This window comes from Micromonospora sp. SD19 (assembly GCF_054462275.1).
Genome location: NZ_JBTLMN010000011.1, coordinates 220,695 through 233,098 on the forward strand (window position 1 = coordinate 220,695; position 12,404 = coordinate 233,098).

The window sequence follows — 12,404 nt, forward strand, 5'->3', positions numbered from 1 at the left end:
CCCGTCTCCTCCCCTTGTTGCTACGCAGGCACCCCAGGAATGTCTGCGGGCAGTTCGTCCTTCGTGCCGCCGGCCAGTGCGGCGGCACGCAGGAACTCGATCGACCGGGCGGCCACGGCGGGTGCGGCGTGCGAGTCGCGGGGCAGCTCGACGGCGACCAGGCCGCGGTAACCGGCGTCGCGCAGCGCGGCCAGCACCGGCGGAAAGTCGATCTCGCCGACCCCGAACTCCAGGTGCTCGTGCACGCCCCGGCGCATGTCGTCGATCTGCACGTTGACCAGGTGATCGGCCACCTCGGCGACGCACTGCGGCACCGGCCACGGCTCCAGGCACCGGCAGTGGCCGATGTCGAGGGTGATGCCGAAGCGGGCCGGGCTGCCGAGGGCGGCGTACAGCCGACGCCAGTCGGCGATGTCCTGCACCAGCATGCCCGGCTCCGGTTCGAACCCGACTGTGACGCCGGCGGCGTCGGCCGCGTCGACCACCGTGGCACACCCGGCCACCAGCCGGTCCCAGGCGCACTGCTGCGGCACCGCCTCGGGTCGGACGCCGGCCCAGAACGAGACCGCCTCCGCGCCCAGGTCGGCACCGATCCGCACGGCCCGCCGCAGGAACTCGATGCGCCGGGTCGGGTCGTCGTGCAGCAACGTGGGGGCGTGCTTCTGCCACGGGTCGAGCAGGTAGCGGGCCCCGGTCTCGATGACCACGGCCAGGCCCAACGATTCCAGCCGGCGACCGACGGCGGCGACCCGACGGGTGAGCCCGGGCGCGAACGGGTCCAGGTGGTCGTGGTCCAGGGTGAGCGCCACCCCGTCGTAGCCGAGTTCGGCGATGACGGCGAGCGCGTCGTCGAGCCGGTGGTTGGCGAAACCGTTGGTGCCGTACCCGAGGCGCAGCGTCGTGGCGTCGGCGGCCGGCGCGCCCGGTCGAGGCTCGGGGACGCTCATGTCGGGGAGACCTTCCGGGCCAGCCGTCGACCCAGCGGCGCGGCCGCCGCGACGGCCACCCCGAGCAGCCCTGCTCCACCCCGCGCGGTGAGGGCACCCTGGAGGGCCGGCAGCCCGGTGATCCCGGCGCCGACGGCGGCGCGGACCCGTCCGGCCGACGGGTCCCGGACAACCTGGGCCTGGGCCGCGCCGTACCGGGCGGCGTACCAGCCGGCCAGCACGGCGGGCAGCACCGCGGCGATCCCGGCCGCGCGGCCGCGGCCCGCGCTCACCCCGATCTCGCCGACGGCCTCGGCCCGGTCGGTGGCTCCGGCTCGGTCGGTGACTCCGGCCTGTTCAGCGCTACGAGCGGCGGCGCGTCGGGCCCCTGGCGCGGCGACGGCGGCGCTGGCGGCGACCAGCGCGGTGCCGGCCAGGGTGCGCATCGGCAGGGTGGCGTCGGCGCCGGTGACCTCCCGGCGGGACAGCGCGGTGACCGTCCAGGTGTGCGCGGCGACTGTCGCCGCCGCCGGCAACGCCCGGGTCAGCCGGCCGCCGGACGCGCCGAGCAACACGTCCAGGCCCCGGCAGGCGGCCATCACCGCCGGGCCGGCGGCGGTGTTCTTGGCCAGCAGGTCGTACCCCCAGATGGTGGCGGCCAGCGGCACGGCGAGCGCGGCGGCGCGGCGACCGCCCACGGCGGCGGCCAGGCCCACGCCGGCGGCGGTGAGGCCCGCCGCGAGACCGACCGCGGCGGCCGGGGTGACCCGCCCGCTCGGGATCGGTCGTTCGGGCCGCTCCTCGGCGTCCAGGCGTCGGTCGGCCCAGTCGTTGGCGGCCATCCCGGCCCAGTAGAGCAACACCGAGGCGCCGGCCAGAGCCGGGGTACGCGGGCTCAACGCGCCGGCCGCCGCGGCCCCGGCGATCACGTCACCGGGCACCGAGAGCGCCGCCGGAGCGCGGACCAGCTCGGCAAGATCAGCCAACGTTGTCATGGGCACCGTCCTCGCCGTGCAGTTGCCGGGTGAAGGCGGTCAGCCGGGCCCACTGTTCGCCGAGCGAGTGGGTGGGCGCGCCCAGCGGGTCCTTGAAGAAGAAGCCCAGGTCGACGAGCGGTCCCACCTGCCCGGCGGCGTGCGCGGCGGCGGTGAGTCGGGCCAGGTCGAGCACCAGCGGCGCGGCCAGCGCCGAGTCGCAGCCGTGCCAGGTGAACTCCATCCGCATGCCGGTGCCGAGGAAACCGGTGAAGGTGATCAGATCCCAGGCGGTCTTGAAGTCGCCCAGCTCCTCGACGAACTCGATGCGGGTGCCGCCCTGCGGGACGTAGCCCAACGTCTCACCGAGCACCCGCTGCTTGCTCTGCACCTTCGCCGCGTTCGCGGCCGGGTCGGCGAGGGTCGCGCCGTCGCCGCCGCCGAGCAGGTTGACCCCGGACCAGGAGCCCACGGCCAGGTTGCGCATCGCGAACATCGGCGCGAGCACCGACTTGACCAGGGTTTCCCCGGTCTTGCCGTCGTGGCCGGCGTACGGCAGGCGGGCCTCCTCGGCCAGCGCGGCGAGCGCCGGCAGCCGCAGCCCGGTGGACGGGGTGAAGTCGACGTACGGGCAGCCGGCGAGCAGCGCCGCGTAGCCGTAGAGGGAGCTGACCGGCAGCACCTCGTCCGGGCCGTCGAGGGCGGCGCGCAGCGCGGCCGGGTCGGCGTGCCCGGGGTGCGGTCGAGGGGCCGGCTCGGTGGCGGAGACGTTGACCACCACCACCCGGTCCAGCTCGTGCCGCTCCCGGAAGGTGGTGAGATCACGGACCACGGCGGCGGCCCGGTCGGCCTGGGTATCGCCCACCGGTGCGGGGCGCAGCTCCTGCTCGACCACGCCCAGCTCGTCGCGGAGCGCCGCGACCAGCCGCCAGGGGATGACACCGGCGTCAGCGAGGGCCTCGGCGCGTTTGCACAGCGGAGTGGTGGCCAAGTCGTGCCCGCCGAAGACGAGGTCGGCGAAGGCCGGCAGGGCCGGGCCGCGCAGCTCGGGCAGCTCGGTGACGCAGCCGGTCGGCCCGGCCAGACCGGCCCGCAGCGCAAGCCCTCCGACGATGCTGGTGGTCGCAACGGACCCGCGCGCTCCTACCAGCCAGACACCTGTTCGCATGGTGCTCCTTCCCCGTTCACGAGGAACCGTCGGTACCGCTAAATATAGGAATATCAGAATATGTTTCGGAAAGATACGCCCCGGTTTTCCGAACAGCCGGGGTGGATGGGCCCCGTCCGCCCGTCCCGCACCGGAACAACACCGGCTTCCGACGTCGGCGTCGGCGGCGACGACGCCGGACCGGTCCCGGCAGGTGCGAGCAGACGGGGCTGGTAGGCAGGGTCGGGTCGGCGTCTCGACCCTGCCTCCCCCGCATCCGGCCGGTCGGGGCGTTGGCATGCCCCGGCCGGGCGCCTCAGGCCGCCGCGCCCACCGGAACACCGACCGGACCACGACCCGCCGGAAAGCGGCGGGCGGGCACGGCAGGGCTCGGGGTAGCGGCGGACGGTCTCATCAGGTCCTGTGGATCCTCACCGGTGGTGGCGGTCCTCCGGTGCGACCGGGGAATCCCGGTCCGGTCACACCGGACGACCGTCCTGCTCGTGCGCCACCGGGCCGTACGGCCCGGGTGCACGCTCCCCGATGCCGACCTCTGTCCCGGCCACGGGGCGCAATCCGTGGCTGGTCCCTCGCCGGTCGGCGTCGGAAAGCCCGTCGGGCGACGGCGGCGCGTTCACCGCCGTCGCGGATGGTCAAAGGTCAGACGGCCGCCGCGGTCAGCGTCGGCGCCACCTCGGCCCAGGAGGAGCCGAGCTCCGCCGAGCGCGTCACCGCGTCCAGCACCAGCTGGACCTGCAACGCGTCGGCGAAGGAGGGAGTCGGGTCGACACCGGTGGCGACCGCCTCGATGAAGTCGCGCATCTCGTGCGTGAACGAGTGCTCGTAGCCGATGATGTGGCCCGGGGGCCACCACGCCGACATGTACGGGTGCTCGCCCTCGGTCACCAGGATGCGGCTGAAGCCCTGCTCCGCGGCCGGTCGGGTGGCGTCGTAGAACTCCAGCTCGTTGAGGCGCTCCAGGTCGAAGACCACGCTCCCCAGCGATCCGTTGATCTCGACGCGCAGGCCGTTCTTGCGGCCGGTCGCGAAGCGGCTGGCCTCGTACGTGGCCAACGCGCCACCGTCGAGCCGGGCCACGAAGACCGCGGCGTCGTCGACGGTTACCGGCCCGGTGGGCGCACTGCCGCCGTCCACGGTGGCCGCCAGACCGCTCGACTCGGCCGGCAACGGCCGCTCCTTGACGAACGTCTCGGTGACCGCGCTGACGCCACTGATCCGCTGACCCGTCACGTACTGGGTCAGGTCGATGATGTGCGCCCCGATGTCACCGAGCGCGCCGGAGCCCGCCCTGTCCTTCTGCAACCGCCAGACCAGCGGGAACTGCGGGTCCACGATCCAGTCCTGCAGGTACGTCGCACGGACGTGTCGAATCACCCCTAGCCGTCCGTCGGCGACCAACTGGCGCATCATCGTGACCGCGGGGACCCGGCGGTAGTTGAACCCGCACATCGACCGCACTCCGGCGGCCCGGGCGGTGTCCGCCGCGGCGGTCATCGCCCGTGCCTCCTCCACCGTGTTGGCCAACGGCTTTTCGCACAGCACGTGCTTGCCGGCGGCCAACGCGGCGAGAGCGATCTCGGCGTGACTGTCGCCCGGGGTGCAGATGTCGACGACGTCGATGTCGTCCCGGTTGATCAGGTCACGCCAGTCGGTGGTGTACGCGTCCCAGCCGAGCCGGTCGGCGGCGTCGGCCACCTTCGCTGTGTCTCGGCCGCAGATCAACGCCATCCGGGCCCGTGCCGGCAGGTCGAACACGCGGTTCACGGTGCGCCACGCCTGCGAGTGCGCGGCGCCCATGAACGCGTAGCCGACCATGCCGACCCGCAGTTCTTTGTCGTTCGTGGACAAGGTGGGTCTCCCCCCGGTATGTCAGAACCCGAGCTTGTCGTAGCTGCTCGCGTTCTCCTTGGTGATCGTCTCCGAGGCCAGGGTCACTTCCTTGGGCACCTGCAGCTCCGTCAGGTCGCCCAGGCCCCGACCCTGCGCGATGAGCCGCGCGAGGGAGACCGCCGAGGAGGCCATCGACGGGTTGTAGGTGACAGTGGCCTTCAGCACGGTGTTGTCGGCCTTGATCGCGTCGATCGCGAGCTTGGAGCCCGCGCCGCCGACCATGAAGAACTCCGACCGGTTGGCCTGCTTGATGGCCGCGAGCACACCGATGCCCTGGTCGTCGTCGTGGTTCCAGACAGCGTCGATCTTCGGCAGCGCCTGGAGCAGCTGGGCCGCCTCGCGCTGGCCGCTGTCCGAGGTGAACTCGGCCGAGCGCCGGTTGCTCACCGTGAACCCGTAGGTGGCCAGGGCTGCCTTGAAGCCGTTGCTGCGCTCGACGGTCAGCGGGATCTCCAGACCGGCGATCTCACCGATGACCGGGTTGGCGACACCCTTGTCCTTGAGCATCTTGCCGATGAAGTGCCCGGCCGAGACGCCCATGCCGTAGTTGTCGCCCTTGATGACCAGCCGCGAGGCCAGCGCGTCGGGGAACGCCCGGTCCAGGTTCACGATCGGGATGCCCGCCTGCATCGCCTGGAGGGCAACGGCGTTGACCTCCTTGCCGTCGTGCGGCAGCACGACGATGATGTCCGGCTTCTGGGCGATCAGCGTGCCGAGCGTGGAGCGCTGGGCCTCGGAGTTCGACCCGCCGTCGACCTCCTTGAACTCCACGTCCGAGTAGGCCGCGGCCTGCGCCTTGGCGTTGGCGTGGATCGCGCCCATCCAGCCGTGGTCGGCGGCCGGCGCGGAGAAGCCGATGACGACCTTCTTGCCCGGGGCGTTGTTGCCTTCGGCGTTTCCGGCGGCCTTGGTCTGGGTGCTGGCGGCCGGAGTCTCGTTGCTGGTGCACGCGGTGAGAAGGGTGGCAGCGCCCACTGCGGCTCCACCGAAGAGCAACCGGCGGCGCGACAGGTCGCGACTGTGCTGGGTCATGAATGACCTCCTGGGAGCGGGATGTGACTTTGTGAGGGTGTGCGGGCCCCGGCCACCGTCGAAGATCTCGACGTCGCCAGGACAACGGTGCGGTGCGTCAGGTTGCGGTGGTGACCCTGTTCCGCGCGAGGAGCCGAGTGACGGACTTGAACTGGAACTGCTGGACCAGGACGGCGGCGACGATGATGCCGCCCTTGACCATGTTCTGGGCCTCGATGGAGAGGCCGTTGATGGCGAAGAGGTTCGTGATCGTGGCGAAGATGATGACGCCGAGCAGCGAGCCGACGATCGTGCCCCGGCCGCCGCTGAGCAACGTCCCGCCGATGATCGCCGCGGCGATCGCGTCCAACTCGTACAGGTTGGCCATCGCCGCCTGCGCCGAGGTGGCCTGCGAGGTGAGCATGATGGCGGCGATGCCGCAGCAGAGACCGGAGAGCGCGTAGAGCAGCATGGTGTGCCGCCGGACGTTGATGCCGGCCAACCGGGCCGCCTCCGGGTTGCCGCCGACGGCGATGGTCCGCCGGCCGAAGGTCGTCCGGTTGAGCACCACCCACCCGGCCAGCACCACCGCGCCGAGGATGTAGACGAGGATCGGGATGCCGATCACCTTGCGCGCCGCGATGTCGTTGATGAAGGTGCTGCTCGACACCTGGGTCTGCTTGTTGGAGATCGACGCGGCGAGGCCGCGCGCGGCCACCAGCATCGCCAGCGTCGCGATGAAGGGCACCAGCCGCCCGTACGAGATGAGCACACCGTTGACCAGGCCGACGCAGATGCCGACCACCAGGGCGGTGAAGATCATGCCGCCGGCGCCGTAGCTCTGGGTGGCCACAGTGGTGCACCAGACCCCGGCCAGCGCGACGATCGCACCGACCGACAGGTCGATACCACCACCGATGATCACGAAGGTCATCCCGACCGTGACCACGCCGACGACGGAGGCCAACTGGAGGATGGCCAGCACGTTGTTCCAGACCCAGTTCGGGTCGCCGTACAGGTCGGGCTTGGTGACCGCGCCGACCACGATGAGCGCGGCCAGCACCCCGATCAGACCGAGGTTGCGCTTCGCGCCGTCGCCGCCGTCACCCCGCCACCAGGAGAGCTTCCCCCCGGAGGATGCTTTGTCGCTGGCCACCGCAGTCTCCGCCGGGTCCACCGGCGGCGACTGTGCCGGAAGCTGCGGGCGCTCCGGTGTCGCGGTGGGAGTGGGAGTCGCGTCGCTCATGCCGGTGCGCCTTCCATCAAGGACCCCGCCATCACGAGGTCAAGCACAGTGTTCTCGTCGAGTTCGCCGGCCGCGGCTTCGCGGACGACCCGCCCTTCCCGCATCACCAGCACCCGGTCGGCCAGACCCAGCACCTCGGGCACCTCGCTGGAGACCAGCAGCACCCCGACGCCCTGAGCGGCCAACGCCCGGATGACCTGGTAGAGCTCAGCCCGGGCGCCCACGTCCACACCCCGGGTCGGCTCGTCGAGAAGCAGCAGTTTGGTGCCGCCGAGCAGCCACCGCCCCACCACCACCTTCTGCTGGTTGCCGCCGGACAGGGTGCGGACCGGCCGGTCGACGTCGCGGGGCCGCAGCTCCAGGGTCTCGGCGATCCGGTCCGCCTCGGCGCGTTCCTTGGCCGCGTTGGTGAAGCCGAGCCGCGCGTACCGGCCGAAGGTGGCCAGCGTGACGTTGCGGTAGATCGGCTCGCCGAGCAGCAACGCCTGGCTCTTACGTTCCTCCGGCGCCATCCCCATGCCGGCGCGAACCGCAGCGCCGACGCCGGGCCGCAGGACCTTGCCGTCCATCCGCACCGTGCCGGCCTCCGGCAGGCGGGCACCGTAGATCGTCTCCAGCAGCTCGGAACGACCGGAGCCGACCAGCCCCGCGATGCCCACGATCTCCCCGGCGCGCACGTTCAGCGAGACGTCGGCGAACTCGCCCTCGCGGGTCAACCCCTCCACCTGGAGCAGGTCGGCACCCGCCGGGTCGTCGGCCGGCCGGTCCGGGAAGACGTACTCGATGGTGCGGCCGGTCATCCGGCTCACCAGGTCGCGGGTCGGGGTGTCGCGCGCCGGCAGGTTCGCCGCCGTGGTCCGGCCGTCCTTGAGTACGGTGACCCGGTCGCCGATCTCGCGGATCTCCTCCAGCCGGTGGGAGATGTAGATGACGGCGATGCCCTGCGCGGTCAGCTCGCGGATGATCCGGAACAGGTTGCCGACCTCGTCGTGGGCCAGCACCGCGCTCGGCTCGTCCATGATGATCAGTCGGGCCTCGTGCGACAGCGCCCGGGCCATGCTGACGATCTGCTTGCCCGCCGCCGGCAGGGACCTGACCATGCGCCCCGGCGGAATCTCACCGTGGCCGAGCCGGCTGAGGATCTGCCGGGTGTGCCGGGCCATCCGGCCGCGCCGGACGAACCCGAAGCGGCGGTACTCGTGCCCGAGGAAGGCGTTCTCCGCCACCGACAGGTCCTCGACCAGGTCAAGCTCCTGGTAGATCGTGGCGATGCCGGCCTTCATGGCCGCCTGCGGGTTGGCGAACGTGGTCGGCTCACCGCGCCACTCCACCAGCCCGGAATCCGGTTGGTGCACCCCGGCGAGCACCTTGATGAGGGTGGACTTGCCGGCGCCGTTCTGCCCGAGCAGGCAGTGCACCTCGCCGGCACGCACCTCCAGCTGCACGCCGTCGAGCGCGCGTACGCCAGGGAAGGTCTTGACCAGATCGGTGAGGCGCAGGACCACCTCGCCCGCGACGGTGTCGGCGGGAGCCTCGACCAGCGGCGCCTCGGCGACGGCCTCGGCCGACGCGGTGGCGGGGTCATCCTCGGGCAGGGCCACAGTCTCCTCCTCGCTCACGACGGAATCTCGAACAGCTCACTGTGCCGGCCTCTGTTCGCGACTGCGGGGCTCGCAAACCCGGCTCACTCCTCGCGCTCACTGTGCCGGCCTCTGTTCGCGACTGCGGGGCTCGCAAACCCGGCTCACTCCTCGCGCTCACGATGCCGGCCGCTGTTCGCGACTGCGGGGCTCGCAAACCCGGCTCACTCCTCGCGCTCACGAGGCTTCCCCGAAGGCGACGTCGCTCGCGAGCACCGCCGCGCCGGTGACACCGGCCCGGCCGCCCAGCTCGGACAGGACGACGGGAAGGTTGCCGGTGGCCAGCGGCAGTGACCGGCGGTAGACCACGCTGCGGATCTCGGCGAGCAGGATGTGACCCAGCTGGGCCAGCCCGCCGCCGATCACGATCATCGACGGGTTGGTGAAGCTGACCAGGCCGGCGAGCACGCCGCCGACCCGCCGTCCGCCGTCGCGGATCAACTGGATGCAGGTCAGGTCGCCCTCGACGGCGCCCTCGGCCACGTCCAGGGCGGTCACCACACCACGCAGGGCCAATCGCTCGGCGAGCGCCGGCGACGTGCCACTGCGGGCGGCGGCCGCCGCGTCCTTGGCCAGCGCGGCGCCGCTGAACAGCGCCTCCAGGCAGCCGACGTTGCCGCACGAGCACATCGGACCGTGTGAGTCGACCTGGATGTGGCCGATGTCGCCGGCACAGCCGTCGGTGCCCCGGTAGACCTCGCCGGTGAGGTAGATGCCGCACCCGACGCCGGTGCCGATCTTCACGAAGAGGAAGTCGTCCACCGAGTGGGCGACACCGCCGTGCCGCTCGCCGATCGCCATGATGTTGACGTCGTTGTCGACGACCGCCGGGCAGCCGTGCTCCCGGCTGAGCAGTTCACGCACCGGGAACCGGTCCCAGCCCGGCATGATCGGCGGTGAGACCGGCACGCCGTCACGGAAGCTGACCGGGCCGGGTACGCCGATGCCCACCGCGTCCAGTCGCTCGTACGCGCCGTCGACCCGGGCCTTGTGCAGCAGCTCGTTGACCCGTTGCAGGGTCACCTTCGGGCCGTTGCGGATGTCCGCCGCCTCGGCGTAGTGGGCCACCGGTTCGAGGCGACCGTTGACCACCTCGACGTCCATCGAACTGGCGCCGAGGTCGACGGCGGCGAAGCGCAGCTTCGGGTTCAACTCGACGAGCGTCGAGCGACGCCCACCTCGGGACGCGGCGAGCCCCGCCTCGGCGACGTAACCCAACGCCACCAGGCGGTCCAGCTCGGCCAGCATGCGTGGACGCGGCATCTGGAGGCGGTCGCCCAGCTCGGCGCGGGACACGGCCCCCTCGTCGCGGAGCAACCGCAACAGTCGCACGTGCAGGGGGTCGACGGTACGCACCGGGGAGGCCCCCTCTTCATTGGCAGCGTTCACATCGACGCAATGCCGATGTGTTGTGTCCGACACAGTAAGAGCGTTCAGCGCCGCCTGTCCAGAGCTTCAACCGTTCCGAGACCAACTTTTGTCCGAAAGAACAAAAGCTACTAGTCGATCAAGGAAAGGATCACGGACGGCCTGCGACCCCTCGCCGCCAGTTTCATCGACAGACATGCAATCGCCCCGCCAGCCGATCCTCGGTGGCGGGGCGATTGGCGCCGGGTCGTCAGCGGCGGCCGGCGGAGTTGCGCTTCTTGCGGAGCTTGCGATCGTCGCGCAGCTCGACGTACGGCTCGTCGTCCACGGGGTGGCCGGCGGAGATCGCGCGACCGCGTTCCAACTCCGCGTCGAACTCCGCCCCCAGCAGGATCGCGATGTTGCTCAGCCACAACCAGACCAGGAAGATGATCACGCCGGCCAGCGTCCCGTACGTCTTGTCGTACGAACCGAAGTTGCTCACGTAGAAGGCGAACAGGCCGGAGATCACCAGCCAGATCACCACGGCCAGCACCCCGCCCGGGCTGACCCAGCGGAAGCCGCCGTGCCGCGCGTTGGGCGAGGCCCAGTAGAGGATCGCGAACATCAGGCTGACCAGGACCAGCAGCACCGGCCACTTGGCGACGTCCCACACCGCCACCGCCGTCGAGCCGACCCCGATCACGTCACCGACCGATTCGGCCAGGCGGCCGGTGAAGACCACGATCACCGCGCTGGCCAGCAGCAGCACCCCGATCACCGCTGTCACGCCGAGCCGGATCGGCAGCGTCTTCCAGATCGGTCGCCCCTCCGGCACGTCGTAGATGGTGTTGGAGGCACGCATGAACGCGCCGATGTAACCGGAGGCCGACCAGAACGCGGCCAGCAGACCGACGATCGCGGCGATGCTGGCCAGGCCACCGTTGCGGCCCGCGGTGTCGATCGCGCCCTCGATGATCTTCTGGATGCTGTCGTTCGGCACCGCCTGGTTGACGGTGTCCTTGACGCCCTCCGTCGCGCTCTCGCCGAGCAGGCCGAGCAGGGAGATCAGCACCAGCACGCCGGGGAAGATGGACAGCACCCCGTAGTACGTCAGTGCCGCCGCCCAGTCGGTCAGGCTGTCGTCCTGGAACTCGGTGATCGTTCGGCGGAAGGCCGCCTTCCAGCCACTGCCGGGCAGGTCGGTGGGGCTGTCCGGGCCCGCGTCGGGGCCAACGGGCGTGGTGGCCCGATCGCGATCACGCTCGCGCTGGGCGGAAGACTCGTCCGAGGCCATCGCCCCTCCTCCTGGTCGGTGGTGTCACCTCCGGTCATGCCCCGTCGACGGGCGCGGATAACCCCTAGGTGTAGAGCAACCTGGCCATTCGCCGGGAAGCCACCAGCAGGCCGAGCACCACCATCGCCAGCAGGTAGAGCACGTCGAGCAGCCAGAGCCAGCCGCCGCTGCCCAGCGTGACCCCGCGGATCAGGTGCACCGAGCGGTACAGCGGGGTGATCTCGACGAGCCAGTGCAGCACCGTCGGATAGGCCTGCGCCGGCACGAAGGTGCCGGAGAAGAGGAAGAGGGTGAACTGCGCGGAGCCCATCAGGTCGAAATCCTGCCAGCTGCGCATCAGGGTGGCGATCGTCATGCCGAGCGCCCCGAACGCGAACCCGACCAGCACTGCGGCCGGGAGGGCGGTCAGCGCGCGGGCGACGCTGGTCAGATCCAGGGCGACCATCACCCCGAGGAACGCCGCCGAGTAGGCGCCGCCCCGCAGCATCGCCCAACCCAACTCGCCCACGGCGATCTCGAACGGCCGTACCGGGGTGGCGATCATCCCGTCGTACAGCTTCATGTACTTCATCTTGCCGAAGAAGTTGAAGGTGGTCTCCGCGAGCGCCCCGGTCATCGCCGAGGCGGCGAGCATCGCCGGGGCCACGAACTCGGCGTACGAGACCAGCCGCCCGTCGGGCAGCGGCAGGTCGCCGACGAGCGCTCCGACGCCCACCCCGATGGAGAGCAGGTAGAGCAGCGGCTCCACGAAGCCGGAGAGCAGCAGCAGCCAGTAGACCGACTTCAGCGCCGCGACGTTGCGCCCGAGCACCGACGCCGACCGCCGGGACGCGGCGGAGACGTCGACCAGCCGGGGCAGGATCAGCGTGACCACGACACCCTCTCTGCTCGCTCTTCGGGTTGCT

General features: G+C 71.3%; 10 protein-coding genes. All 10 read right to left on the reverse strand.

Translation table 11 applies throughout. The features are described from left to right. Window positions 1-20: 20 nt before the first annotated feature. Window positions 21-947 (reverse strand): sugar phosphate isomerase/epimerase family protein, encoded by a 927-nt coding sequence (locus ACX27O_RS28755; protein WP_210860189.1) that lies wholly within the window; start codon window positions 945-947, stop codon window positions 21-23. Further along, entirely contained in the window at window positions 944-1,921 is a 978-nt protein-coding gene (locus ACX27O_RS28760) for an SCO3242 family prenyltransferase (RefSeq protein WP_210865387.1), read from the reverse strand. The genes ACX27O_RS28755 and ACX27O_RS28760 overlap by 4 nt, the downstream gene beginning before the upstream one ends. After that, window positions 1,905-3,068, reverse strand: a complete 1,164-nt coding sequence (locus ACX27O_RS28765) for an inositol-3-phosphate synthase (RefSeq protein ID WP_030330406.1) — start codon at window positions 3,066-3,068, stop codon at window positions 1,905-1,907. Before ACX27O_RS28765 ends, ACX27O_RS28760 begins: the two co-directional genes overlap by 17 nt. A gap of 639 nt (window positions 3,069-3,707) precedes the next feature. Then, entirely contained in the window at window positions 3,708-4,883 is a 1,176-nt protein-coding gene (locus ACX27O_RS28770; protein ID WP_374224275.1) for a Gfo/Idh/MocA family protein, read from the reverse strand. A gap of 54 nt (window positions 4,884-4,937) precedes the next feature. Beyond that, window positions 4,938-5,990, reverse strand: a complete 1,053-nt coding sequence (locus ACX27O_RS28775; RefSeq protein WP_030330408.1) for a substrate-binding domain-containing protein — start codon at window positions 5,988-5,990, stop codon at window positions 4,938-4,940. 97 nt (window positions 5,991-6,087) lie between these two features. Next, on the reverse strand, window positions 6,088-7,215 hold the full coding sequence (locus tag ACX27O_RS28780) for an ABC transporter permease (RefSeq protein ID WP_030330409.1): 1,128 nt from the start codon (window positions 7,213-7,215) through the stop codon (window positions 6,088-6,090). Further along, entirely contained in the window at window positions 7,212-8,720 is a 1,509-nt protein-coding gene (locus tag ACX27O_RS28785; protein ID WP_030330410.1) for a sugar ABC transporter ATP-binding protein, read from the reverse strand. Before ACX27O_RS28785 ends, ACX27O_RS28780 begins: the two co-directional genes overlap by 4 nt. A 312-nt stretch (window positions 8,721-9,032) precedes the next feature. Next, a complete protein-coding gene (locus tag ACX27O_RS28790) occupies window positions 9,033-10,211 on the reverse strand; it encodes an ROK family protein (protein ID WP_030330411.1) in 1,179 nt (392 codons plus the stop codon). Between the two features lie 262 nt (window positions 10,212-10,473). Then, complete coding sequence (locus tag ACX27O_RS28795; RefSeq protein ID WP_210859094.1) at window positions 10,474-11,499, reverse strand: YihY/virulence factor BrkB family protein; 1,026 nt, start codon at window positions 11,497-11,499, stop codon at window positions 10,474-10,476. Window positions 11,500-11,563: 64 nt separating this feature from the next. Beyond that, on the reverse strand, window positions 11,564-12,373 hold the full coding sequence (locus tag ACX27O_RS28800) for an ABC transporter permease (RefSeq protein WP_030330413.1): 810 nt from the start codon (window positions 12,371-12,373) through the stop codon (window positions 11,564-11,566). Window positions 12,374-12,404: the final 31 nt, after the last annotated feature.